The 24,243-nt window shown below is 58.1% G+C and carries 21 protein-coding genes and 2 pseudogenes; 10 read left to right on the forward strand and 13 right to left on the reverse strand.

Features of this window, described 5'->3' with window-relative positions; all coding sequences use genetic code 11:
• Positions 1-54: 54 nt before the first annotated feature.
• The 8 genes and pseudogenes from GBEM_RS03825 to GBEM_RS22070 form a co-directional block, all read right to left on the reverse strand.
• Complete coding sequence (locus GBEM_RS03825; RefSeq protein WP_012529206.1) at positions 55-510, reverse strand: cache domain-containing protein; 456 nt, start codon at positions 508-510, stop codon at positions 55-57.
• 351 nt (positions 511-861) lie between these two features.
• Entirely contained in the window at positions 862-1,587 is a 726-nt protein-coding gene (locus tag GBEM_RS03830; RefSeq protein ID WP_049762711.1) for a phosphatase PAP2 family protein, read from the reverse strand.
• Between the two features lie 176 nt (positions 1,588-1,763).
• A pseudogene (gene rnhA, locus GBEM_RS22165) lies at positions 1,764-2,174 on the reverse strand (ribonuclease HI); the annotation flags it as partial.
• 93 nt (positions 2,175-2,267) lie between these two features.
• Positions 2,268-3,044, reverse strand: a pseudogene (locus tag GBEM_RS22170) (5'-3' exonuclease); the annotation flags it as partial.
• Positions 3,045-3,203: 159 nt separating this feature from the next.
• Positions 3,204-3,677 (reverse strand): hypothetical protein, encoded by a 474-nt coding sequence (locus GBEM_RS03840; protein WP_012529209.1) that lies wholly within the window; start codon positions 3,675-3,677, stop codon positions 3,204-3,206.
• Between the two features lie 17 nt (positions 3,678-3,694).
• Positions 3,695-4,183, reverse strand: coding sequence for a TIGR02594 family protein (locus GBEM_RS03845; RefSeq protein ID WP_012529210.1), 489 nt, complete (start codon positions 4,181-4,183; stop codon positions 3,695-3,697).
• Between the two features lie 77 nt (positions 4,184-4,260).
• Positions 4,261-4,902, reverse strand: a complete 642-nt coding sequence (locus GBEM_RS03850) for a hypothetical protein (RefSeq protein WP_012529211.1) — start codon at positions 4,900-4,902, stop codon at positions 4,261-4,263.
• Positions 4,903-5,422: 520 nt separating this feature from the next.
• Complete coding sequence (locus tag GBEM_RS22070; RefSeq protein WP_169308679.1) at positions 5,423-5,611, reverse strand: response regulator transcription factor; 189 nt, start codon at positions 5,609-5,611, stop codon at positions 5,423-5,425.
• A 77-nt stretch (positions 5,612-5,688) separates the two neighbouring features.
• Here GBEM_RS22070 and GBEM_RS22075 point away from each other — a divergent pair, with 77 nt between their 5' ends.
• The gene (locus GBEM_RS22075) at positions 5,689-5,925 is read left to right on the forward strand and encodes an autoinducer binding domain-containing protein (RefSeq protein ID WP_169308680.1); all 237 of its coding nucleotides are present in this window, start codon (positions 5,689-5,691) and stop codon (positions 5,923-5,925) included.
• Positions 5,926-6,203: 278 nt separating this feature from the next.
• On the opposite strand, the gene GBEM_RS03860 is transcribed toward GBEM_RS22075, so the two are convergent.
• Positions 6,204-7,121, reverse strand: a complete 918-nt coding sequence (locus GBEM_RS03860) for an AraC family transcriptional regulator (protein WP_012529214.1) — start codon at positions 7,119-7,121, stop codon at positions 6,204-6,206.
• Positions 7,122-7,340: 219 nt separating this feature from the next.
• Here GBEM_RS03860 and GBEM_RS03865 point away from each other — a divergent pair, with 219 nt between their 5' ends.
• The 6 genes from GBEM_RS03865 to GBEM_RS03890 all read left to right on the forward strand — a co-directional run bounded on the left by GBEM_RS03865 (position 7,341) and on the right by GBEM_RS03890 (position 14,834).
• On the forward strand, positions 7,341-8,528 hold the full coding sequence (locus GBEM_RS03865; RefSeq protein WP_012529215.1) for an iron-containing alcohol dehydrogenase: 1,188 nt from the start codon (positions 7,341-7,343) through the stop codon (positions 8,526-8,528).
• Positions 8,525-9,763 carry an MFS transporter gene (locus GBEM_RS03870; RefSeq protein ID WP_012529216.1) on the forward strand — a complete coding sequence of 413 codons (1,239 nt, stop codon included), beginning with the start codon at positions 8,525-8,527 and terminating at the stop codon, positions 9,761-9,763. The genes GBEM_RS03865 and GBEM_RS03870 overlap by 4 nt, the downstream gene beginning before the upstream one ends.
• Before the next feature lie 61 nt (positions 9,764-9,824).
• On the forward strand, positions 9,825-10,895 hold the full coding sequence (locus tag GBEM_RS03875; protein WP_012529217.1) for an alpha/beta hydrolase: 1,071 nt from the start codon (positions 9,825-9,827) through the stop codon (positions 10,893-10,895).
• A gap of 152 nt (positions 10,896-11,047) precedes the next feature.
• Positions 11,048-11,587, forward strand: a complete 540-nt coding sequence (locus GBEM_RS03880; RefSeq protein WP_012529218.1) for a flavodoxin family protein — start codon at positions 11,048-11,050, stop codon at positions 11,585-11,587.
• Between the two features lie 14 nt (positions 11,588-11,601).
• Positions 11,602-12,708, forward strand: coding sequence for an MBL fold metallo-hydrolase (locus GBEM_RS03885; protein WP_012529219.1), 1,107 nt, complete (start codon positions 11,602-11,604; stop codon positions 12,706-12,708).
• A gap of 506 nt (positions 12,709-13,214) precedes the next feature.
• Positions 13,215-14,834: an SAM-dependent methyltransferase gene (locus GBEM_RS03890; protein ID WP_012529220.1), complete on the forward strand. Its 1,620-nt coding sequence runs from the start codon at positions 13,215-13,217 to the stop codon at positions 14,832-14,834.
• 30 nt (positions 14,835-14,864) lie between these two features.
• Here GBEM_RS03890 and GBEM_RS03895 read toward each other — a convergent pair whose 3' ends face one another.
• The 4 genes from GBEM_RS03895 to GBEM_RS03910 form a co-directional block, all read right to left on the reverse strand.
• Positions 14,865-15,440: an HD domain-containing protein gene (locus GBEM_RS03895; RefSeq protein WP_012529221.1), complete on the reverse strand. Its 576-nt coding sequence runs from the start codon at positions 15,438-15,440 to the stop codon at positions 14,865-14,867.
• A 60-nt stretch (positions 15,441-15,500) separates the two neighbouring features.
• Positions 15,501-16,424 (reverse strand): ketopantoate reductase family protein, encoded by a 924-nt coding sequence (locus GBEM_RS03900; protein WP_012529222.1) that lies wholly within the window; start codon positions 16,422-16,424, stop codon positions 15,501-15,503.
• 145 nt (positions 16,425-16,569) lie between these two features.
• Complete coding sequence (locus GBEM_RS03905; RefSeq protein WP_012529223.1) at positions 16,570-17,694, reverse strand: TIGR03118 family protein; 1,125 nt, start codon at positions 17,692-17,694, stop codon at positions 16,570-16,572.
• A gap of 196 nt (positions 17,695-17,890) precedes the next feature.
• Positions 17,891-19,273 (reverse strand): beta-galactosidase, encoded by a 1,383-nt coding sequence (locus GBEM_RS03910; RefSeq protein WP_012529224.1) that lies wholly within the window; start codon positions 19,271-19,273, stop codon positions 17,891-17,893.
• 415 nt (positions 19,274-19,688) lie between these two features.
• On the opposite strand from GBEM_RS03910, the gene GBEM_RS21605 reads away from it, so the two are divergent.
• The 3 genes from GBEM_RS21605 (at position 19,689) to GBEM_RS20305 (ending at position 24,158) form a co-directional block, all read left to right on the forward strand.
• Positions 19,689-19,916, forward strand: a complete 228-nt coding sequence (locus tag GBEM_RS21605) for a hypothetical protein (protein WP_201764286.1) — start codon at positions 19,689-19,691, stop codon at positions 19,914-19,916.
• The gene (locus GBEM_RS03915; RefSeq protein ID WP_201764287.1) at positions 19,913-21,265 is read left to right on the forward strand and encodes an ABC transporter ATP-binding protein; all 1,353 of its coding nucleotides are present in this window, start codon (positions 19,913-19,915) and stop codon (positions 21,263-21,265) included. Before GBEM_RS21605 ends, GBEM_RS03915 begins: the two co-directional genes overlap by 4 nt.
• 277 nt (positions 21,266-21,542) lie before the next feature.
• The gene (locus tag GBEM_RS20305) at positions 21,543-24,158 is read left to right on the forward strand and encodes a hybrid sensor histidine kinase/response regulator (RefSeq protein WP_012529226.1); all 2,616 of its coding nucleotides are present in this window, start codon (positions 21,543-21,545) and stop codon (positions 24,156-24,158) included.
• The last annotated feature ends 85 nt before the right edge of the window (positions 24,159-24,243 follow it).

Consider the following 24,243-nt stretch of genomic DNA (forward strand, 5'->3'; position numbering starts at 1 on the left):
GGGCTTCGTTCTTGGGATGGATGGTCCTGTAATCGACCGCGTGGTTCATTGTGGTTATTTTTTAAAGATGCCACAACCTATTGCCAGCTCTCCAGCCCGCTCCACGTAGGTACTCTTCTGTTCCATCGCCTTGGTCTTGGGACTCTGGGTCACGTAGTCGACCCAACCTGATTTGTTGGCTTTGGCCAGTTCTACGATTTCCTTGCGAAACTTTTTGCCATTGGAATCAGGGACCTCGAGCAGGTTCTGGCCGACAAGATTTTGCTTGGGGGCATTGGCGACCAAAGTGCCGTCAAAGGTAAAGGCAATAATATATTGCTCACCTTGCCCAAACTGGCTCTTGGGATCATTGAAAGCATCAAGGGCCTTTTCCAAACCATTTGCGTTGTAATAGGCGACTGCTGCTTTCACCATTTCCATGGCTTTCTCACGCTCACCAGCAAAGGTAACTGTTGAACCGAGTAAAAGTGTGACTATCGCCATTACAATAATCTTCTGCATTCTTTTCATTTGAGATCTCCTTGGTTAGTTGCTGTATTACAGCAGTTACTGGATATGCGGCAGAAATGCCAAAAGGGTGCGAAATTCTTTATAGCTCTATATCGGTGTGAATGGACCCGAACTTTAAACAAAACACCGCTTCTCCTTGATGAGAAGAAAAAGAGAGTTTTTTGCCGGCTATGCCAGTGTTATTTAAATGCCTGTTGGTAACAGTTGACATTCACCGGCAGTCGGCCCACTTGCAAGTGGCCTTAAATGCCACTGCCTTAATACCGGCCATCATTGCGCTGAACGTTGTCTTGATAGGGGGAGAGGGAAACAGAAAGGAACTCTATACATGGGGGCTGGAGGCACCTGCTTTTACCTGTGTTCCTCCAAATCCATGCGGCCCAGGCGCTGCAGCCAGTAGGCGATAAGCAGACAGATCAGCGCCCACACTGACCCTATTGTCCAACCGGCAAGGACGTCGGTGGGCCAGTGGACTCCCAGGTAGACCCGGCTCGCCCCTACAATGAAAGTTAGCAGTATAGCCAGGAACATCAGGTAGGCTCTAACCGCGTGGTTGGGTTGCACCCGTGCGAGCAGGGCGCCAAGGGTCAGGTAGGTCGCTGCGGCAAGAAGGGCATGGCCGCTGGGAAAGCTTTGAGAGGTGGTATAGGCGAGGGGGGATACAAGATCCGGCCGCGGACGGTCGTAGTGGAGCTTCAGGAAAGTGCTCAAGGTTCCGCCGCCGATAGTCGCGGCAAATAGAAGCAGGATGGTCCGGTAATTTCCCTTCAAAAACAGGAAACCTGCGGTGGCCAGCAAGATGAAGGTCAACACTCCGTCTCCGCCAAAGGCCGTGAAGTCGCGGGCTGTCTCCTCCACCCACCTTGGGCCGATGGGGTCGTGGGGAGCATCTGGGGTACGCATGGCCAATAAAATGGCCCGGTCAAAGGAACCCGGCTCTCCCCGGATCTCATCCGCAAGCTCCGCGAAAGCCCACAACCCGCTTACCACCACGAATACCGCGATCAGGGACCAAAGCTCAGGGCGCCGTCGTGGTTCAAGAAGAGGGCGCAGTTGGAGAAGGAAACGACGAACCATTGGTATTCGTTTGTTCTCCTTATATTTCAGCATCAGCACAGGCGGAACTGGCCGTCTGCCTCTTCATCAAATGTTCTTTCCTCTGTGCAAAGGAGCGGCATCGGCTGAACGGGTGGGGGCGAAGGCGGGATGGTCGGAATCTCGGGGGTGACGGGGATCACGGCGCGAGCGCCCTCTTCTGCCGCTCGCTTAGCCAGTTTGTCGCAACGCTCGTTGAACGGATGCCCCGCATGTCCTGCCACCCATTCCCACTCTACCTTGTGCCTGGCTGACAGGTCGGCGAGTTGACGCCAGAGATCCTGGTTCTTCAGAGCGTCGGGTGTCTCAAGGCGTCCGGCACGTATCCAGCCTGCTAGCCATTCGCTCATCCCCCGTACCAGGTACTGCGAATCGCTGAAAACGCGCACCCTGCTCGGAGCGTTGAGCGCCTCCAGTCCCCTGATCGCTGCAATCAGCTCCATACGCTGTGAGGTTGAGCTGGGCTCGAAACCACTCAGCTCCTTTTCGTGCTCCCCATAGCGCAGGATCACGCCATATCCCCCCGGCCCGGAGTCCCTTCCCGAACCGTCGCTGTAGATCTCCACAATGCCGGGCGGCGGCGGGGTGAAGGCAACCTCCAGGGCGGCAAAACCCAACTCGCGCAGCAGGGAAACCAGTTCCTGGACGCTCGCCGGCCGGCTCTGCAACTCTGCCAGGGATACATCAACGGGAGCGTCGTAGCGAACGGTGGCAAGCGCTTTGGAGAGAATCGCCTGTTCCGCATGGGTTTTCAGATTCTCCCTGCGGCTCTTCCCGTTCACCAGGCTTCGCCACTCCAGGACTTTTTCAAGGGATCCGAACTGCTGTACCAGCTTTGCCGCTATCTTCTCGCCTATCCCCGGGACTCCCGGGATATTGTCTCCGCTGTCGCCGGCAAGCCCAAGGACATCGGCCACCAATTCAGGAGGGACGCCGAAGCGCTCGACAACCTGCTGCGGCCCCGAACGCTTCCCCTTCATCGTGTCCAAAAGGGCAATCCGGTCGGTGACGATCTGCAGTAAATCCTTGTCGCCGGTGACTACGGTGACATCCGCTCCTTCCGCGGCGAACCTAGCGGCGAGGGTGGCAATGACGTCGTCGGCCTCAAAGCGAGAGGCTTCCAGGATGGGGATGTTGAGAGTCTGCAGTATCTTCCGTAGGTACGGGAGTTGGGAAACCAGGTCCTCGGGCATTGCGTCGCGCTGCGCCTTATAGTCCGGGTACATTTCGCGGCGAAAGGTATTTTCACGGGGAGGGTCGAAGACGACGGCGAAATATTCGGGACGATGCTCCTGCAGCAGGTCGAGGAGCATCTTCGTGAAACCGAAAATGGCATTGGCAGGCATTCCGCCGGGGGTGGCGATATCCCGGAAGCCGTAATAGGCGCGATAGATGTAACTGGATCCATCCAGCAGATAGAGCCGCGGCGAAATTTCCATACCCTCTCCCACAAAGAATTCCCGCCGGATACTACTATCTCAAGGGGAGCTTTACAATCCATATCCGTACCTGTGCCTGTCACCGGTGCCTCAGGCTCGCCGGTGCCGCTGTCTGGTGCAGAGGGGGCAGAGGGGGCAGGGGACTCCAGGAGAGACCTTTTACTTTTCATTTCCCATTGCCTCTTCTGATGCCGGACAGCTTTTGCTGCACTGGGAGGATTCCTTCACTGTTGCCTGCTTCCACTCGGTTTCATCGATCCTTACATAGATCGTGCACTGCTTGCTTTTCTCGAAGACGTACTCCCGGACGGGAATCATGTCACCCGTCTCATTCTCGTCGGTTTCGGCGCCCAGCCACCAGTTTTCCTTGATGGTCGCCGTCCCCTGCTCATGCCGGCTGCATCTTCCGGACTTGTCGAGTTTGAAGGCGATGGTCCGAGCATCGACGTAACGTACTTCCAAAGATTGGTTCACTCTTCCTTTCGTCTGGACGAATCGCAACGGTGTGTGTGGGGGGCAGGGCATGTCAAGTCGCGGCTCGCTATCCTCGTCCAGTTGCACAGGCTCGGCACCCAGGGGCGGTGTGGACGCCAGCAGCGCTAAGATCATCCATACAAAGGCATTGATCTTCATGTCACTACCTCGTCTTGTTACCGTTGATGGTAGGGCGGCCAGCGGCTGCCCAAAAGATTCCATGTTGCTTTAGGAAACCGCGACTCCTGCACCTTGTTCCCTTGATTGCCTCCAAGCAGCCGAAAGTCTGTGGCGGTCTCTTCAATGAGGAAGCCGACATGCGCGCCAGAGGTTGAAAAACTTCGGTCGGTACGCTTGCTGCTGCAGACAACAACGACCGCCCCTGGGACAGGTCCTGAAGGCCTCCCCCAATGGAGCCAACTTTTGGCCGCAGCCGAGTTTGTCCCTTTTATGCCCACTTGCATGAGGCACCAGTTGACGAAGGACGAACACCAGGGTGTCTCGTCATCGGTGGCTTTAAGAGTCGTCGTGGCATGGTAGGAAAGGATTCTTGGGTTGTCCTCAGGGCCGGCAATCTCCTTCTGCCCGACTTCCTTCCTGGCGATGTCCATCCACGGGGCGTTATGGAAAATGCCACTGGCGGGCTTTGAGCTGTTGCTGTTCATGATGATCTCCCTTTGCAACCAAACTTGTCGGGAGCATAAAGAAGAAAGCCCGGAGGGGATCCGGGCTTTCATTTTATCTACAGCGACATCAGCGTGAAAGGGGAGGACCAGGCGCCGGGACCGGCGGTCCCTATGCAGCGGGCTATCACGGAGTAGGTCCGGCCAGGGGTACGGTCTGGAATGGTGATGTGGGTGCCGTGGGCGAAGGTGCCAAAGGGCCTGAAGTTTTCCGAAATGGTCGGATCGGAATCGGTGATGCGGAATTCATAACTGGCGGCGCCAGGCACCGGCTTCGCGTTGGCTACCAGCGTCCCCGATACTCGCCCATGCTTCACGGTAAGCGCCGGCGCGGGAAGCGGTTGGGAGGAAAGAGGCCGCTTGGCCTTCACCTGGGCGATGAGTTCGAAACCGGAACTCTGCAAAACCGCAAGGTCGCTCCTGGCGGCCAGTTCCACGTGCTTGGCGATCCTCCCCAATATGACGCAGACCTCGTCTCGGGTCTTGTCCCGGAAGGCGATCTTCAGCGTGTCCCTGGTTTGCGACTCGTCGCGGGCTTTTTGCAATCTGTCTACGCCTTCGGACAACCGTTGCAGGTCCTGCTCGAACTCTGCGGACCTCTGCTGATAGTGGGGGCTGTTGAACACCGACTCCTTGACCCTGCGCGCCAAGGTGAGGAGTTCGAAGACGTTCCGGGGAAAGGCGGTCTTTGGCTTGGGCATACTGACTTTACCTCCGTAAGGTTAATTTCCTCCCGGGCAACGACGACCAGTCTAGTATCCACTGTTATGTTTTCAAGTGTCTAATCATTCGAAAGAAATTAATTTAGTGCCGACTCTTTTCAAATGAATGTCAAAACGGTCAAACAACCTCCCTTTTTCGATGATTGGCCGCGCAAACAAAAAAACAGGTCTATTTTTTTGCCTGAAGGGTTTATTTTTGGCTGGCGCAACCTGCCGGTTTCACAGCGTATTTTCGACGCCTCAAAATGCATGATCTTACAAACAAAATGTAAGGTCTTACAAAATGGAAAACGTGTTCAGCAAAACCGGGGAAGAACCGGGCAAAACTCAAGGCTCGTTCTGAAAGTTGAAGTTTTTGCGATGCGGCGACGAAACTGTGCTGTCAGGCCGCGTGCCGGGGTTAATTTCCCGCATGTAGGGTATCGGAAACGCAAAGAAGGGGTAGGGAAAAGCGTGGTTAGGGGCACAATTTAAAGAAGATGATCGGGGGAAAATTTTTTCAAAAAACAACTCCCAGCGAAACAGCTCGTGCAACGGCGTGGGAACGGTTGGAGACCTGCAGTTTTCCCGAGGCATTTTGCATATGAAAGGTTACGGTCCGCTCTGATACTCCAAGAATCTGCGAGATCTCCCACGACGTCTTTCCTTCGGCCGAGCACCGCAGGCACTCTATTTCCCGGCTGCTCAACTGTAACTGCTTGGGAGATACCTCGTCGGCGTCAAGGACCCGGATGGCCCCTTCGTGAATGTGAAAGGAGATGGCATGTGCAAACGGAAGGGTGGCGGCGATCTGCCGGCAAATTCGGACTAAGAAGCGGAGTCAGCATCCCCATTCATGACGCTGAGGGACGAAGGGCCATGTTGAGCCTTGTGTCCAGTCTCCAGGCCGATCTATTATGCCGGGTATCGGGAGAAGTATTGCGGCATTCCCGTCTGCGACGCCGACCAGCTTCCTGCAGGGGCGCGGTCGGAGCATCTGATCGCCATCGGCGGCCCGGATGATCATTTACTCATGGACCTCTTCGCACAGGGGACTCCTCTCGAATCCTCGCCGGGATCTACGGCGAAATCGGCAAAGAGCAAATATTGGGCATGATGGTCAAGGTGCCGAGCCGCTATGCATCCGGCCGAAGAGCGCTTGTGATATCGATAGCAGAGGCCGCTGGAATGGCTAAATACAAGGACCTCAAGGCCACCTTCAGTCCGGCCTTGACCGGCGGCCGGGACCTAATGAGGTCCGACGCGGTGATTTTCACATCTGTCGTTATCCGCGTCATCCGCTAGATCCGTGTGCGACCGCCGTCCGAAAGGCGGAACTTCGAGATATCCCGTAGCGGTGGCGCGCCGAAGAGGCGGTTATACTCGCGGCTGAACTGGGAAGGGCTCTCGTAGCCTACTTGAAACGCGGCGGTTGCCGCATCCAGCGACTCTGCCAGCATTAGGCGCCTGGCCTCATGCAGGCGCAGATGCTTTTGGTACTGCAAGGGGCTTAAGGCGGTCATGGACCGGAAATGGTTATGAAAGGATGAGGTGCTCATGCGTGCCTGGGAAGCGAGCTCTTCGATGCGAAGCTGTTGCTTGAAGTTGCTCTTCAGCCATCCGATCGCCCGCGCTATCTGCTGACTCTGGCTTCCTGCCATTGCTATCTGGCGCAAACGCGCGCCCTGTTCCCCCACAAGCAAGCGGTAGGTGATCTCCTTTTGAATGATCGGCGCAAGGATCGGAATGTCATGTTCTTCGTCAAGTAGGTCGATCAGGCGTTGAAAGGCGGTGAGCAGCGGCAAGGTGACTTCGCTGGTCGCCATGCCATGCAGGGATTGCTGCTGACGATGATGAAGGAAATTGTCATCCAATAACAGTTGAGAGACCTCGTGTATGTCGAACTTCAACTGTAGCCCCAGCAGAGGCCTTTCTTTGGTTGCTTCTACGACCTGGACGAAAGTGGGCAGGTCCACCGACGTGATCAAGTAATGGTGATCGTCATACACATGCGTTTCGCTGCCAACCAGCACGCGCTTTGAGCCCTGCACGACCATGCAGATGCTGGGCTCGTACACCACGCTCATAGGTTCCGTCAGTTCGTCCTGCCGGAATATCCCCAATCTGGGTACCGACGTTTGGCCTAGAATCCCGTTGTTCGTCCATCGGGCAATGCTCTCTCTCAAAGCTTCGCGCGCCGCTTTTGTCCCGCCCTCCATGATCACTCCTAATTCCTTGTTTGCACGGGCGATTGCCAGCAATCGCCTCACTCGTATCATAACAAGCGACCTTTTCCATTACAACATTTGTCATTCGCTTTGTAGGATCAGGCAAGAAACCCGTAGGATCATTCTACCGGTCTCTCCGATGTGGGGGGTACTATGCCTACAGGATTCGAAAAAGCTTCTAAACCAAACAATTGTCCCACGGAGGTTCACGTGCAATTCGAGTATTACAATCCAACCCGTTTAATCTTTGCTGCCGGGGCGCTCGCACGTCTAGGAGAGATCGCCGGCCGGCATGGCAAACGCGCCCTGCTGGTTACCGGCGGCGGTAGTGTCAAGCGCAACGGTGTCTTTGATCGCGCAGTCGCCAGCCTGAAGCTTGCCGGCGTTTCAGCGGTGGAATGTTCCGGCGTCGAGCCCAATCCGCGAATCAGTACCGTCAGGCGCGGTGCGAAAATCGCACGGGAGAACGGATGCGATGTGATCATCGCCCTGGGCGGCGGCAGCACTATGGACGCAGCGAAAGTCATGGCTGCCGCGTTTTATTATGACGGCGATCCCTGGGATATGATCTTCCACGGCCAGCCTGATCCTTATGTCCCGACCCGTGCGCTGCCCGTCATCACGGTGCCTACCTTGGCGGCCACCGGCTCCGAGATGAATATGGGTGCGGTCATTTCGAACGAGGAGACCAGGGAAAAGTCCTTTGTCAGCACAGAATGCCTGTATCCAGCGGTTGCCCTCGTTGACCCCGAACTCACCATGAGTGTGCCTAAGGATCAGACTGCCTATGGGATCTGCGACCTGATCACCCATGTGACCGAAGGTTACTTCAACGGTGTCGACGGCACCCCCATTCAGGACCGGTTCGCCGAAGGCGTCATCCTCACAGCCATGCAGTGGGGTCCCAAAGCTATTGCCGACGGGAGTGATCTGGAAGCGCGGGCCCAGGTTCAATGGGCTTCCATTGTCGCCCTCAACGGCTGGGTTAACGCAGGGACCAACGGCGGGTTCCCCGTGCACATGATCGAGCATACCCTGTCCGCCTATCACGACATCACCCACGGGGCAGGTCTGGCCGTGGTCAATCCTTCCTGGATGCGTTTTGCCGCGAGACACAGGCCGGAAAAGTTCGTGCAGTTTGCCGAACGCATCTTCGGCCTGCAGCCGGCGAGACCGGATGACCTTGCGTGTGCCATGGAAGGAATCGACCGCTTTGAAGCGTTTCTGCGCTCCACCGGCTGCCCGACCCGCCTTTCAGAGCTGAAGATTGGGGATGCTCTGCTGGCAGAGTATGCCAGGGAAACGGTCCGTATCATTCATGATGACCAGGGGCGTTTGCCGGGGTGGCCCCCGATGAGCGAGTCGGACATTGTCGATGTGCTGCAGTCGGCGCTGTGATATTTCCCGAGGAATTGTTGTCGGACGGCCATGAGGATGCAGTTATTGCCGGGTGGCGGATGTGGAGTGCAGTTGGCTCGATGTCGCTGTGTGTGGCAATGCTTATCGCTTCGGAGTTCATGCCGGTCAGCCTGCTGACACCGATTGCAGCCGATCTGGGTGCGACTGCCGGAATGGCGGGCCAAGCCATCTCCATTTCGGGTCTCTTCGCAGTGGTAACCAGCTTGTTCATCGCAACCATCGCAGGGCGCATAGATCGCCGCCATTTGCTGATGGGGTTGACGGGTCTGATGTTGGCTTCGTTGATACTGATCGCGGAGGCCTCAAGCTTTGGCATGCTGATGATTGCCCGCGCGGTTCTGGGTATGGTGGTCGGTGGATTTTGGGCGCTGGCCACGGCAACGATTATGCGCCTGGTTCCGAAGGACGCAGTCCCCAAGACGTTGGGGGCCATGTACACGGGCAACGCTTTAGCCACCACCTTTGCCGCGCCCATCGGCAGCTACCTCGGAGGCATCATCGGCTGGCGCGGCGTCTTCTGGGCGCTTGTGCCCATAGTAGTGCTGAATCTGATCTGGCAATGGATAAGCCTGCCGTCCATGCCTCCACAAACCGCTAACCCTGTTGGTAAAGTCTTTGGCCTGTTGCAACGACGCAATGTCGCCTTCGCCATGGCGGGCGTAATGCTCTCCTTTGCCGGCGCCTTCGGCGTATTCACCTATATGCGGCCCTTTCTTGAAGCTTACACACGGGTAAGCGTGCCCCAACTGTCTCTGCTCTTGCTTGCGATGGGAGGGGCTGGATTTGTCGGCACATACGGAGCCACAGCACTGCTTGAGCGTCATCTTTACTCGTTGCTCAGGTTGTTACCCCTGGCACTAGGTGTGGTGACGATTGGCCTGCTGTCGGTTGGACATGTTCTATGGGGAGTCGCGGCCATGCTGATTGCCTGGGGGACACTGAACTCGGCCATTCCGGTGTCGTGGTCCGCCTGGCTGGCTAAAGGTATCAGCGACGAACCGGAAAGCGGCGGCGGGTTGATCGTGGCAGCGATTCAGCTCTCGATCATGCTGGGGGCAGCGTTCGGCGGTTTGCTCCTGGACCATATTTCGATTGCGGCAACGCTGATCGGTGGCGCAGTTCTTCTCGTTCTTGCGTCGCTGATAATCGGTAATGGCGACCGCATCAGATCAAGCGTAGGAGCAAACGGGCAGGCGGTTAATCCTCTCCGTTAGCGGCATGTTCACCGGACAAAAGTGAACATCACGAAATACACCCCTATTAAAGGAGTTCGGAATGAATAAAACAGGCTTTGTCAGTGGTGCCTTCCGCATCCTCACTGCGATGACACTAGGCTTGGCTTTGTCCGTGGCTGGCGCCGGCGCAACATCCGCGGCAGGCATGCCCAAGGGAGCTGATAACTTCTACAGAAGTAAGGAGGTAACCATGGAAAAAGTTACTTTCAAAAATCAGTACAACATGAAAGTTGCGGGCAATCTGTTTGTTCCCAAGGAGTTGAAGCAGAGCAGCAAATATCCTGCGCTTGTAGTCGGACATCCTATGGGTGCAGTAAAAGAACAAAGTGCGAACATGTATGCGGCAAAAATGGCTGAACGGGGCTTCGTCACCTTGTCCTTGGATCTATCTTTTTGGGGAGAGAGTGAAGGTCAGCCACGCAACGCCGTCGCACCGGAGATTTACGCCGAGGATTTCAGCGCAGCGGTGGATTTCCTGGGCACCCGGCCATTTGTTGACAGAGAACGGATCGGGGCCATCGGGATCTGTGGCAGCGGGAGCTTTGTCATCAGCGCTGCCAAGATTGACCCGCGAATGAAAGCCATTGCGACCGTCAGCATGTACGATATGGGCGCGGCCAACCGTAATGCCCTGAAGCACTCGATGACCCTTGAGCAGCGGAAGCAGGTCATCGCAGAGGCTGCGGCGCAACGCTACATCGAGTTCACCGGCGGTGAAACCAAGTACACCGGCGGGACGGTGCTTGAGCTGAAGGAAGATACCCACCCCATCCAGCGCGAATTCTTTGATTTCTACCGCACCCCTAGAGGCGAGTTCACGCCTAAAGGCTCGTCGCCTGAACTTACGACGCGCCCGACGCTGACCAGTAACGTGAAGTTCATGAATTTCTACCCCTTCAATGACATAGAGACGATTTCTCCTCGCCCCATGCTTTTCATCACGGGCGAAAACGCCCATTCCAGAGAGTTCAGCGAGGACGCCTACAAACTGGCGGCAGAGCCGAAGGAACTCTACATAGTGCCCGGCGCGGGCCATGTGGACCTGTACGACAGAGTGAATTACATTCCCTTTGACAAACTCGCGTCCTTTTTCACCAAGTCTCTAAAATAGGGCGTAAGCGTCATGGAGGCACAGACCATGGACGATCATCAGGCGCTGAGCGCACGCCAGCAAAGTATGGTTCCGATTGCAGCCCTGTGGCCAAATAGATATGACCGGTCTTAACCGGTAACGACCGGAAAAATTGAGAAAAGGATACTGATATGGCGAAAAGAATAGTGGTATTGGCTGGCAGCCCCCGGAAGGGGGGAAACTCCGATCTTCTCTGCGAGCAGTTCATGCTTGGAGCGACAGAGGCAGGACACGAAGTGGAACGGATCTCCATACGCGACTCGAAGATCAATTACTGTACCGCCTGCGGCGTCTGTCAGGGCAATGGCGGCGCCTGTATGCATAAGGACGACATGGCGGATATCCTGGACAAGATGATACGTGCAGACGTCATCGTCATGGCTACACCGGTCTATTTTTATACCATGAACGGCCAGATGAAGACCTTGATCGACCGAACCTATGCACGGTACACGGGTATCAACAACAAGGATTTTTATTTCATCATGACGGCCGCCGTCACAGGGAAAGAACTGCTGGACCGGACTCTTGAGTCACTCAGGGGGTTCACCTCCTGCCTTGACGGCGCCAAAGAAAAAGGCGTCATCTATGGTACCGGTGCCTGGAATAAAGGGGACATAAAAAAGAGTCCGGCGATGGCGCAGGCATATGAAATGGGTAAAAAGGCATAGGACCGGCTGACCGGATGAAACCAATCGTGCTTTATACTTTGATTGCAGGAGTTGTTATCGTCATGGCCTGTACCCTATTGAAAAAGAACAGTTCCGCCCAGACTCGCTCATCCCTGTCGTTGGAAAGCGAGCTGCAAAAACCGGTCATGGTCACCAAAGGCGGGCGGCTTGATTCTGCCCGCATCATGTGGGATTTCTTCTTCAACAAGCCTGCGAATACGCGCCCGTCCGGGGAAATCCCGGTACAGGCAGTGACCCAAAAAGAGTTGCTGGCTGTTCCTGACAATACGGTCTGCCGGCTGGGGCACTCAACCGTCCTGCTGAAGCTGCATGGTGCCTTCTGGCTGACCGACCCGATGTTTTCGGAGCGGGCGTCGCCGATACAGTTCGCAGGACCGGACCGGTTCCACGAGCCGCCGATCAGCATCGACGAGCTGCCGCCGATCAAAGCGGTGATCATATCTCACGACCATTACGATCATCTGGACCATGCATCCATCATGAAGCTGGCCGGCAAGGTTGAGTATTTCCTGACGCCGCTTGGCGTTGGCGACATCCTTGTCGAATGGGGTGTGCCGGCTGCCAAGGTGCGGCAACTGGACTGGTGGCAGGAAACTGAAGTCGGCGGCGTCCGTTTTGCCGCCACGCCGGCGCGACACTTTTCCGGTCGCACTCTGTTCGATAAGAATCAGACCCAATGGGCTTCGTGGGTAATTCTTGCTGCCGATCAGCGTGTGTTCTTTAGCGGCGATTCAGGCTACTTTGGCGGGTTCAAAAGCATCGGCGAGAAGTACGGCCCCTTTGATCTGACCCTGCTGGAAACCGGTGCCTACGATGCCAACTGGCCGGAAGTCCATATGAAACCCGAAGAAACCGTCCAGGCCCACATCGATCTGAAAGGGAGGAGCCTGCTCCCCATCCACAACGGCACTTTCGATCTCTCCATGCACTCCTGGCATGAGCCTTTGGACAGAATAGTCGCCCTGGGCACTGGCCGGGGTATTCCGGTAATGACGCCGCTGATGGGCGAACCGGTCAGCATACACGAAGTAAAGCATGTCCGGCGCTGGTGGGAAGATGTGGACGGACGGAAAGAAACCGAGCGCGTGCTGAACAAGTGACTTCTTACCCAGCAGTCTCCCCTCCCTTGACCACCTACCCCCACCCCTAGCCCCCTCCCGCAAGGGGAGGGGGGACTAAGAGCGGCTTTCCACGGAATTTCAGCGATGAACCTCCCGAGAGGGAGGGGGCTTTTTTCTGCTTCCTAACCCATTTTCTGCAGACTCCGAAATAGCTTGCCGAACCTTTTCCCTCCCCGCTATATCCCGCATCGACCTCATTTCCAGATTCCCCCGTTTTTAGCGGCCAACGGTTGACGGCGCACCCGGGCCAACTATACTAGTTAAATTATTTTAATGCAGACTGGACGGGAGGTGCAGTCCTTATTATTTCAAACAGCAACGGGGCGAACATGCCCGGAGCTGTACCTGCAACAGCATCCGCAAATCCCGCGATCGGAGGGGATCATCCCCAGTTGAAGCAGTGGAACCTGGCGACGCTGCGCGACCACATCCAAAGAGCCAGCCGACAGTGACTGCCATACCAACCGGAGTCGCGAATCCAGACCATGCCAAACGACGACAACATATTTGAGAGGTTAGAGGGGTTCCGGATCGACCTTGACGGCCGTTTCGAATGGTCCCTGCGCCTGACGGCGGACCAGGCAACGGTTAGGGACAACATTGTTTTCTGGCTGGATGCCGGGGTAACGCCGGCGCAAGAGCCTGGTGCGCTGCCTTTTACCTCGCTGCTTGAACAGGTGGGTTCCCCGTCAGCCATACGAAACATCTGGGAGGCGCGCTGCCGCTGCTGCCTGCACCAGGGACTCGGGTTTTCGGCAAGCGGCGCAAGCGACTGGCGACTCTACCTGCATCGGCAGTCCAAGCCTTTCTACGGGGACGAATACACGGTGTATCACTGGCCGCCCAGGCCGTGGCAACAGGCGACTCGATACAGTTTCTTCTTTTTCCCGGAGACCCCATCAGGAGAGACACCGGAGAACTGGATTCATCCGGCTCTGCTGCCGGTTTATCGGAAGTTCCAGTCGGAGGAGCTGCTTCAGGCGATTTCCGGGTTCTGGCTCAGGCGCAACCACGCCGGGGTCGACCAGGTATGCCTGACCTTCCCTTGGCAGCCGGCAGTGCAAACATACCTCGGAGTGCTGAAAGGATTCGTTACCGGTGCCGCCGCCCGAAAGGTCCTGAGGGGGTACGCCTCGCATCACTTCAGACATATCTCCTTCGCCACTTCACGGCAGCAGACGCCGACCCTGACCCTGTATTTCTCTGGTACGCCGGATAAACGTCCGCGGGACATGGAGGAACTCCAGAGTTCCGTCCAGGTTGATGCCCGCCGCTGCGACAAACTGTTGCAAGCCTGCCTCCCCAAAATAGATGTCTCGGAAAGAGAACCGGCGGAAAGATTGGAAAGTTTCTATACCCCTGGCGACATCGATGTCTGGAGCAAAGCGTTGGGGAGGGACATGCACTACCACTTCGGACTTTTTACCGAAGAAGACGATTTGGAGGCTATCTGGAACGACGCCCCGTTCGAGCGGGGGGTGAGCGAGCTGATCCCCTATATTCCCGCGGGAAGCAAGGTGTATGATCTCGGCTGCGGTTGGGGCGGCCCGGCAGCCTACCTTGCAAAGGCGCACGGCTGCGACGTCACCGGCATTACGGCGAGCCGGGCCCAGTTCAGATACTGCGACGCACTGGGACTGAAATGCCGCTACGGCGACATGGAGACCACCCTCCCGCCGGGGCGGTTCGACATCCTGCTGATGCTGGAGAGCCTGGAACACGTGGAAGACAAGGCCTCCCTGCTCAAGACCCTGCGGCAGTTCGGATCGCGCCTTGTCATACGCACCCACTGCCAGGAAGGCGATGCGGACGGCACGGCCTTTAACGGCACCATGCACCTCGTGTCGGCACAAGAGCTGAAAGCCCTGCTGCAGGCATGCGGCTGGAAGATCACCCACTGGAGCAACCGTCGCGAGGCATCGATGCCGACGGTGGAAATCTGGCACAAGCGTCTCTGCACCATCCCCCCGCAAAACGACGAGCACTTCGAAGCCTGGCGCCAATTCTGCAGCAAGATCATGCGCTACCCCGAGGAGTGGGCCTCTTCCCATCCCCTCATCGAGGCGGTGGCGGAACTGGAGTGGAGCGAACCCCCACCCCCCTAACCCCCTCCCGAAAGGGGAGGGGGATGATGCTTACTTGAACCACCCTATCCGGTTTTCTTCCTCCAGGCGGGACCTCAGGTACTCCCACATCGCGGGGCACCCGGCTTTGATGGGGGGACCGATCTTGTCGATGACGCGCTCGTAGCTGATGCCGTTTTCCCGCCAGCTCTGGCCATTGTTGGCGAGGTTTAGCAAGGGCGGCATGGCGCGGTCGGCGGCATGGGCGAAGCGGGCTTCGGGGGTGGCCGCCTCGTCGAACTCCAGCCACAACTCAAGGAAATAGGAGCGCTGCGGTTCCGGCACCAATCCAAAGATCCGCTTCACCGCTTCCAACTCGGCCGCCTTGCGCTCCTCCCACCCCTCGGTGGCGTAGACAATGGTGTCGCCGGTATCGATCTCCCCGATGTCGTGCACCAGGAGCATGGCGACCACGCGATGTATATCTACAGGCGTCGCGGCATAAGGCTCAAGGGAATAGGCGAGCATGGCGATCTGCCAGCTATGTTCGGCGGAATTTTCGTTGCGGTCGCTACCCTTGGACCTGCTTTGGCGGGTGACGCTTTTCAGTTTGTCCAGTTCCAGTATGAAGTCCACGATCTGTTGCATCTGTTGATTTCCTCTCGTGCTGATTTTTGCTGATTCGCCGCGTTAACCAGGGCGGGGTCGCTATCCTTCCTGCAAGGACTCTATACGTTTCAGGTCGTCAAAGAGCTTCCGGTTTACCGGCGTCGGTATGCCGCAGCGCCCGCCCAACTCGATGACTGTACCTGCCAGCATCTCGACTTCCGTCTTTCTTCCAGCCTCCACGTCCTGCAGCATCGAGGTCTTTCCTTCCGCGCTCAAGGTCGCCAGCACCTTGTACCACTCGCCTATATCGTCTTCCGACAGATTCACCTTCTTTGCTACGGCGACGGCTATGACTTCCCTCATGGCGGTATCCATCAACTCCCTTGCCTCGGGCGAGTTTCTCAATGCGCCGTAGGTTGCCCCGAGGAGTGCGGAGACCTGGTTCACCCCTACGTTGATCATGTATTTGAACCAGAGGCTGCGGACCATGTCGGGGGGGACCTCATGGGCGATGCCGGCCCTGTCGAAGAGGGAAGCGATGCGCCGGACCCGTTCGGTCGACTCCCTGTTTTCCCGCTCGCCGAACAGGATGCGGCCGAGGTTCTTGTAGGTTACGGCGCCCCCCTCCCTCAAGGCGTCTATTCCGAGCGAGAGCCCATACAGAACCTTCTCCATTCCGTAGGCAGCGCCGATGCGCTCCTCGCTGTCGATGCCGTTCATGACCGAGAGAATGACTGTTTGGGATCCGACCGCCTTGCTCATATCGGCAATCGCTTCGTCAAGATGGTGGTGCTTCACGGCCACAATGACCAGATCTGCAGCCGTTGCTTCTTCAGGCTTTGCCACCTTTATCGCATAGCGCCTGCCGTTGACTGTGACCCCGTCGTTCTTCAGCCTGTCGTGACGTTCGCCGCTGGCGATAAAGCAGACGTCGTCGGGGTTCATGTTGAAGAGAAGGCTTCCGTAAACCGCCCCTAGTGCCCCCGCACCGATGATGGTTGTTTTGTAAGTTGATTCGCCCATTGCCGCCTCTGGATCTGGAAGTTTTCTGCCGCGCCAATGTGTCACAGGAGGAGTGTTTTCGTCAATGTCGGATAGGACAATAAAAAACCGCCCCTGAGGAACGGAATCCCTGGGGGCGGTTGGTTTCGGCGGGATCGACCAGACGTCAATCAGGTGTAATGGTGCCTAAGAGCCCGTCGCTTTCGTCGTTTAGGCCGGCGGCGAAGAAGAGTGTGCTGGCCGGGCCGGCATTGCCGCCGTTGCCAAACCCGATGCCCCAGAGGCCGTTGATGGCAATCGGCGCGCCGAAGGAATCTCTCAAGAGTCCCTGGAAGTTCCCGCTTGTCTGATCGAAGGCCGCGATCTGGCCGCTGCCGAAGTTCCCGATCAACACGCTGTTGCTGAATTTGCCGAAATCCGCCGGCGCCAAAGCCACGCCCCAGGGGGAGTTGAGCCAGGTTCCGCTCTGCAGGCTCATGACGAAGCTGCCGTCCGGGTTGAAAACTTCGACGAAGCCGTGCCCCTGGCCGGAGACATCGTCACGGAGCGTGTCGGTGTTCAAGAGAGCATAGGTGACGTACAGCTTCCCTCCGATGTTTGCTATGTTGAACGGCGCGTACCCCGCGGGAGGGGCCACATGCGGGGCAGGTACGGTGAACGGCGTTCCGGCGAGAGTTACGGGGGCGAAGTTGGAGTCAAAGACGTCTACCGTTTTGTTGCGGAAGTTGGCTACGTAGAGATTGTTGGATGTGCCGTTTGTGGCAATAGCAGCTCCCTTGTAGACGGGGCCGGTCCCCGCCGCAAAGGTCGCGTTGTCGACCTTGAGCGTGGCGGCGGCGCCCGTGTTCCAGGCGGATATGGTGCCGTCCTCGGTGACGAAGATAAACCTTGCCGCGGTGGTGCGTACCCCGGGGGTGACGTTGAAACCCGAGAAGTTGTTGAAGACGACGCCGGTCGGGGTCGCCGACGTTGCGGTACCGGGAGCGGTCGGCAGCGGTATGGTCACCTGCAGCGGGGTGGCTATGGGGAAGGGTTGCCCCGAGCCGTTATACACGGTCGAGAATCCACTGCCGTTGTCGCTTACCCACCAACCGCTGGTGGGGGAGTGGGTAATGCCCCAGGAGTTGACCAGTTTTGCATCGGTGGTCGCAGCAAGCCCCGGGATGTTTGAGACGAGGTTGGTCTGGTGATAGGTGGCGGATGGTGGGGTGTTGTGGTCGTTGCCACAACCGATGAGCGCCACTTGTGCCATTGCCAAAGCGATGATCGTTACCAGTGATTTTTTCCACATGTTGTGCCTCCTTATTTTCGGTGACTGTCCTGTCCCTCGGATATCGATCCACTTTTCTTTTCGTGGACTCACCTCCTCCCCGTTACTGGCTGACTTGAAGCCGCCAAGATACCCAGACGATGGCACCTGCCCCCCCCTAACCCCCTCCCGCAAGGGGAGGGGGACGAGATCCTCATCGGAAAACACTGCCTTTGGGTCACCTGATCTCGAATATTCTCACCATGCCGGCTGCAAGCTTCACGTCGCTCAAAGCGCGTCCGTCGAACGAGGCGAAGGGGACGGGCGTGCCGTCGAGGGCGTACTCCGTCGCGGAGGTCCCGGGCCGGGTTCTGATCCGCAACGTGGGGGATTCCTTCTTGTCCCATACGAAGAGCACCTGCCGCTCGTCGGGGCGCACGAAGAGGTGCTGGTACAACTCCCCCTTTTGGCCACCGGTCACCTCGACGCTCAGGTCGCCATCCGCCACAATCAGCTTCCCCACGTTCAAGAGGTTCACCAGCCGCTTGACCGTGTGAAACGCCAGCTTCTTTTCCCGGTCGTAACGGGTGAGGCCAAGGTAGTAGTTCTCGTTTTCGCCAATGACCTTGGTCTCGGGGCGCCGGTCCCTGACCTGGTAGATCCCCAGATGCTCGACCTGCGGGTCGGCGAGGAAAGTGGCAAAGGCCCTTGCCCACCAGTTCGCCTGGTCCTGTTCGGTCTTGCCGGGGGCGGTGGCGAAGCCGACTTCGTTGAGCCAGATGGGCTGGCGCGCGCACTTCTTCTCGACGAGGGGGACGAACTCCCCTTTGAAGTAGCCGGGGCGCGCCTGGTCCAGATAGTTCTCCACGGTCACTTCCTTCGGGGTCCAGGTCTCCGGGTAGGCATGGATGGGGACCACGTCGAAGCTTGTCGCATTGCCGTAGGTGACGCAGGCCGCTCTCACCCACTCCGAGTCGGGCCAGACCATCCCCCCCATGATCACCTGCTTTCCGGGGGCGCCCTGCCGCACGGCCTCCGACGCCGCCTTCAGGACCTTGTTGTAGTCCTCGGCTGTCCCGTCCCACCACTGCTTTACGTTTTCCTCGTTGTAGACCTCGTAGGAGGCGATGTTCTCGTATTTCTTCAATTCCTGCACCGTGCGAGAGACGAAGCGGCGCCACTCTTCGATCCGCTTGGGCGGGTCGTTCCACTCCACGTCGTCGCTTCCCCCCTTTGCGGCCCAGGAGGGGGTGTAGGCGAGGTAGGGCCTAAGAGTGATCCCTTCCTTGGCGGCCAGGGCGACGAAGCGGTGCAGCCAGGGGTAGTCAAATTTGTCCCTTTTGGGTTGGTAGTCGATCCAGCTGAAGCTCCCTCGCCAGGTGGATACTCCCAGCTCCTTGATCAGTTTGAAATCGGTGGCGACGTCCTTGAGGCTTTCTCCCTTGGGATAATCCTGCAAGACGCTGAAGGATACCTGCTTGGTAAAAGAGGTGGGGGCGGCGCATAAAACGACGCCGGGACGGGTGGTGAGGGTTACTTCGGCTTTTGCGGCTGGGACTTGCTGAAACGCGGTGAGGTAGATGGAGATAAGGGGAATCGCCAACCAATGCGAATAGCTCATGCCGCCTCCATATCAGAAAAATTGGGAAAAGATTGGAGGATTATAACAAAGCTGGGCGCTTTGCCAGCGGATTGGGCGGAGTCGTGTGACCGGCGTCACTTCCTTTTTGGGCGGATGTGGCTAGGTTTAAGGCTTCAGCAGCAAGCAGGGGACTGGCTCCGCAAGGTGCCTGTCCCCCTTAGCCCAGATCGCAGGGGACTGGCTCCGTAAGGTGCCTGTCCCCCTTCGCCCCCTTCGCCCCCTTCGCCCAGAGGACTCATGCTCAAAACTATCGCCGGCTATCTCGGCATGAACGCGAATAAAGTACTTCAGGCGCGGCGTGCCCTCGCCTTCATCAAGCCGCACCGAAAGACCATCTCCGTGATCATGGCGATCATGCTCCTCTTTAGGCGCCCTGGAGCCGCTCATCTACAAGGTGGTGTTCGACAAGCTCGGGACGAACGCCGGACTGAACCAGCTTCTTCTGGCCGTAGGCTCGATCATGGCTGCCGCCGTCGCCAAGGAAGCGTTGAACGGATTTTCCAACTGGCTCAGTTGGAAGGTGCGGCTGGCGGTCAACTACAAGCTCCTGGACACGACTACGGCGAGGCTCCATTCCCTGCCCCTTTCCTACCACCGCGGCGAAACGGTGGGGGACTCATGACCCGCCTCAACCACGGCATCAACGGCTTCGTGACCGGCATCTGGGACCTCGCTTTCAACATCCTGCCGGGCCTCATCTACCTGGTCATATCGGTGGTGGTCATGTTCCGCCTCGACTGGCGGCTCTCCTTGCTGGTCGTCTTCTTCGCGCCGCTTCCCGCCATGATCGGGGTGGCCGCCTCGCACGAGCAGACGGCCAGGGAGAGCGCGCTTTTGTACCGCTGGGGCGTCGTCTTCGCCCGTTTCAACGAGGTACTTTCGGGGATCGTGACGGTGAAAAGCTTCGCCATGGAGGAAGCCGAGCGCAAGCGCTTCATGGGGGACGTGGCCGAAGCGCACGGCATCGTCCGCAAGGGGGTGGTGACCGACACCAAAATCGGCGCGGCGCAGAATCTGGTGGTTATGCTGGCGAAGACCGCCTCGATCGGGTTCGCCATCTACCTGATCCAGCGCGGCGAGACCACGGTGGGAACGCTGATGGCGTTCTTGGGGTACCAGGGGGGGCTCTTCGGGCCGGTCAACAGCCTGACCGGCGTCTACCAGACCCTGCGCAAGGCGAGTATCTCCTTCGACATCGTCTTCTCCATACTCGACGCGGAAGACCATCTGCAGGACGCCCCGCACGCGGCGCCGGTGGAGAACGTGAAGGGGGAAGTCGTCTTCTCCAACGTGAGTTTCGGCTACAGCGACGAGCGGCGGGTTCTAAACGGCATCGACCTGCACGTGGAGCCGGGAGAGACGATCGCCATCGTCGGCCCCAGCGGTTCGGGGAAGACCACGATGATATCGCTCCTGCAGCGTTTTTACGATCCGACCGCCGGCTCGATCCTCATCGACGGCACCGACCTGCGCGGTCTGCAGCAGCGTTCCCTGCGGCAGCAGATCGGGGTGGTGCTGCAGGACGCGCTGGTTTTCAACGACACCATCGGCAACAACATCGCCTACGGCAGGCCGGACGCGACCCTAGAGGAGATCGAGGCCGCAGCGCGCGCGGCCAACGCGCACAACTTCGTCTCGCACCTGCCGGGGGGGTACGACTTCGTGGTGGGGGAGAGGGGGTGCCGGATTTCAGTGGGGGAGCGCCAGCGCATCAGCATCGCCAGGGCGCTTTTGAAGAACCCTTCGCTGCTCATCCTGCTGGTCCAGGATGCGCTGGACCGCCTCATCAAGGGGCGGACCAGCTTCATCATCGCCCACCGCCTCTCCACGGTGGTGGGGGCACACAAGATCCTGGTGCTCAAGGACGGGCAGATCATAGAATCGGATAACCATGACTCCTTGATGAAACAGGACGGCTACTACGCTTCGCTGGTAAAATGCCAGTCCCGCGGGCTGCTGATGGCTTGTTGAAGCTCATAGACGAAGCGGTGGGAACCTGGGGCCGACAGTCATTGCTGTCGGCCCTTTTTGTGGTCTGCGACCGGCAGGGCGCGTGGTGCGCAAGCACAGTAGAGTCTGCGTCGTGACTGGCTCTTCATTGCATGTGAAAACTTTTTAACTATATCTTTCTTGCTTATAAATAAAATTCATAATAAATTTTTATATCTTAAATCTCCTCTTCCCGCCGAAACAGTAGAGATCATCCCAGGATCATGTAGCAGCAATAAAGTATGTGACAGGAGCTGTCATGGATCGCTTTCTTTCACTTAAACTGCGCACCCAGATGATGATCATGATCCTGTTAATGGCTATAGGATCGATGGGCGTCATCCTGTATTCCGCGGAAAGGCAGCGCGAAGCCGATTTCCGTGAAGCTGCACACCTCTCCCTGAGCCTCGCAACTGCGGTGCATAACGACCAGAATGTACTGCTGTCGGGCGCCGAGCAACTTCTGAGCACCCTTTCCTATGTCGAGGCCGTGAGAAAGAGGGATGCCGCCGAGGTGAACCGGATCCTGGCCGGACTGCTGAAAAAATCCCCCCAGATCAGCAATCTCCTCATGATCGCACCTGACGGAACCATCTGGGCCTCGGCGGTGCCGATGGCAAAGCCGATAAACGCGGCGGAGAGGAGGTACTTCAAGGCGGCCCTGCAAAGCGGCCGTTTCTCCTCCGGGGAGTACACCATAGGCAAGGTACTCTCCAAACCGGCGCTCAGCTTCGGCTATCCCATTTTGGATGAAAACGGAAAGGTGCAGGACGTCGCGGTAGCGGCCTTCACGCTCACCAACTACGAGAAGCTGTTGGACTCCCGCAACCTCCCCCGCAACACCTCGCTTTTGCTGCTGGACCACAAAGGGACCGTCCTCTTCAGCAACAAGCCCCGGGAACTGGTCGGCAAACAGGACCGGCCCGACCTCTTCGCCGCCATGAAAAAGGAAGATCTGGGCAGCTTCAGCGCCAAGGACATCAACGGCATCCAGAAGGTGATGGCCTACCACCAGGTTTACCTCAAGGGGGAGAGCGAGCCGTACATGTACGTCCGTGCCGGCATCGACAAGGAGTGGGTCGACAAAAAGAGCTCGCTGCCGTTGATGGCGAACATCTCGGCCATGGCGGCCATCGTCTTGCTCACGGCGCTGATGGCGCTGTACATAAGCAAGCGGGCGATTCTCGACAAGGTGCGGGCGCTCAGGGAGGGGACCCAGAAGATCTCGGCCGGCGACCTGACCGTCCGGGTGAACGACAACGTCGCCGGAGGGGAGCTGGGCGAGCTCGGAGCCGCTTTCGACAGCATGGCGCAGCAGCTGTCGGTCGACATCGAGAGAAGAAAGCGCGCCGAGGCAGAGGCCCTCGCCAAGGGCGAGGAACTCGACAGGTACTTCAACAACAGCCTGGACCTCCTCTGCATCGCCGACACAAGCGGCTGTTTCCGGCGCCTCAACCCGGCTTGGGAAACGGCTCTCGGGTTTCCCCTGGACCGGCTTGTGGGGCAGAACTTCCTGGAGATGGTGCATCCCGATGACGTGGCTGCCACGGCCGATGCTGTCGCGGTATTGGAAAGAAATGGGGAGATCCGGAGTTTCACCAACCGGTTCCTGCACGCCGACGGGTCCTACCGCTCGATCGAGTGGCACTCGGTGCGGCCGGATGGAAATATCATCTTCGGTGCCGCCAGGGACGTGACCGACAAGATCCTCGCTGAGGAGGAGAAGCTCCAGCTCGAGCGCCAGCTCCTGCACATGCAGAAACTGGAGAGCCTGGGAGTGCTGGCGGGGGGGATAGCGCACGATTTCAACAACATCCTGATGGCCATCATGGGGAACGCCGAACTCGCCTTGATGCGCATCGACAAGGACTCTCCGGCGGTGGACAACCTGCAGAAGATCGAGCAGGCATCCACCCGCGCCGCGGACCTGGCCCGTCAGATGCTGGCCTACTCCGGTAAAGGGAGGTTCGTGGTGGGAAATACCGACCTGAACCGCCTGCTGCAAGAGATGCTGCACATGCTGGAGCTGTCCGTCTCCAAGAGCGCGATTGTGAGGCTGGACCTGCACCCTTCTCTGCTGCAGATAGAAGCCGATGCGACCCAGATCAGGCAGGTAGTGATGAACCTGGTCATCAACGCCTCCGAGGCCCTCGGCGACGGCCGCGGCTTCATCTCGATCAAAACCCTGAGCCTTAAGTGCGACCGCAGCTACCTCAAAAAGGCGTGGCTCGACGTGGACGTACCGGAAGGCGATTACGTCTGCCTGGAGGTGACCGACACCGGGTGCGGCATGGATAGCGCCACCAGGAGCAAGATTTTCGACCCCTTCTTCACCACGAAATTCACCGGGCGCGGGCTGGGCATGGCCGCGACGCTCGGCATCGTAAGGGGGCACCGCGGGGCGATTATCGTCGAGAGCGAGCCGAACCAGGGGAGTTGCTTCAGGGTTCTTTTCCCTGCGGCCGGCAGCGCAGCCGAGCTGTCCGAAGCGCCGTGCAGCCAGGAGAACTGGAGGGGGCACGGCACCTTGCTGCTTGTCGACGACGAGGAAGCCGTGCGCTGCATCGCCTCGGAAATGCTGCAGCAACTAGGGTTCGACCTGCTGACGGCATCCGACGGCAGGACCGCCATCGAGCTCTTCTCGGCCAATCCCGGGATCGGGGTCGTCCTTCTCGACCTCACGATGCCGCAGATGGACGGCGAGCGCTGCCTTGTCGAACTGCAAAAAATAAGGCCGGACGTGAAAGTCGTGATGTCGAGCGGCTACACCGAATACGAAGTGACGCAAAAACTGAGAGGCAAACAGCTGGCGGGGTTCATCCAGAAGCCGTACAAGCTGAGCGCGCTGGTGGAAGCATTGAGGCCGATTGCCTGAGCGCATCCTGACATAGCTAAACCTGAAACCCCGAGGCGGCAATGCACCGGGGTTTTTTTTATGCCTGCCCACCGCCGAGGTTTCT

The sequence above is a fragment of the Citrifermentans bemidjiense Bem genome (assembly GCF_000020725.1).
GTDB lineage: Bacteria > Desulfobacterota > Desulfuromonadia > Geobacterales > Geobacteraceae > Geomonas > Geomonas bemidjiensis.

Excerpts from the sequence above, each read along its gene's own strand:
- GBEM_RS03830 (WP_049762711.1), bottom strand. The coding sequence starts at position 1,587 with ATGGTTCGTCGTTTCCTTCTCCAACTGCGCCCTCTTCTTGAACCACGA.
- GBEM_RS03890 (WP_012529220.1), top strand. The coding sequence starts at position 13,215 with ATGCCAAACGACGACAACATATTTGAGAGGTTAGAGGGGTTCCGGATC.
- GBEM_RS03910 (WP_012529224.1), bottom strand. The coding sequence starts at position 19,273 with ATGAGCTATTCGCATTGGTTGGCGATTCCCCTTATCTCCATCTACCTC.
- GBEM_RS03875 (WP_012529217.1), top strand. The coding sequence starts at position 9,825 with ATGAATAAAACAGGCTTTGTCAGTGGTGCCTTCCGCATCCTCACTGCG.
- GBEM_RS03840 (WP_012529209.1), bottom strand. The coding sequence starts at position 3,677 with ATGAAGATCAATGCCTTTGTATGGATGATCTTAGCGCTGCTGGCGTCC.
- GBEM_RS03850 (WP_012529211.1), bottom strand. The coding sequence starts at position 4,902 with ATGCCCAAGCCAAAGACCGCCTTTCCCCGGAACGTCTTCGAACTCCTC.
- GBEM_RS03905 (WP_012529223.1), bottom strand. The coding sequence starts at position 17,694 with ATGTGGAAAAAATCACTGGTAACGATCATCGCTTTGGCAATGGCACAA.
- GBEM_RS03915 (WP_201764287.1), top strand. The coding sequence starts at position 19,913 with ATGACCCGCCTCAACCACGGCATCAACGGCTTCGTGACCGGCATCTGG.
- GBEM_RS03845 (WP_012529210.1), bottom strand. The coding sequence starts at position 4,183 with ATGAACAGCAACAGCTCAAAGCCCGCCAGTGGCATTTTCCATAACGCC.
- GBEM_RS03860 (WP_012529214.1), bottom strand. The coding sequence starts at position 7,121 with ATGGAGGGCGGGACAAAAGCGGCGCGCGAAGCTTTGAGAGAGAGCATT.
- GBEM_RS03895 (WP_012529221.1), bottom strand. The coding sequence starts at position 15,440 with ATGCAACAGATCGTGGACTTCATACTGGAACTGGACAAACTGAAAAGC.
- GBEM_RS03885 (WP_012529219.1), top strand. The coding sequence starts at position 11,602 with ATGAAACCAATCGTGCTTTATACTTTGATTGCAGGAGTTGTTATCGTC.
- GBEM_RS03900 (WP_012529222.1), bottom strand. The coding sequence starts at position 16,424 with ATGGGCGAATCAACTTACAAAACAACCATCATCGGTGCGGGGGCACTA.
- GBEM_RS03880 (WP_012529218.1), top strand. The coding sequence starts at position 11,048 with ATGGCGAAAAGAATAGTGGTATTGGCTGGCAGCCCCCGGAAGGGGGGA.
- GBEM_RS20305 (WP_012529226.1), top strand. The coding sequence starts at position 21,543 with ATGGATCGCTTTCTTTCACTTAAACTGCGCACCCAGATGATGATCATG.
- GBEM_RS03825 (WP_012529206.1), bottom strand. The coding sequence starts at position 510 with ATGAAAAGAATGCAGAAGATTATTGTAATGGCGATAGTCACACTTTTA.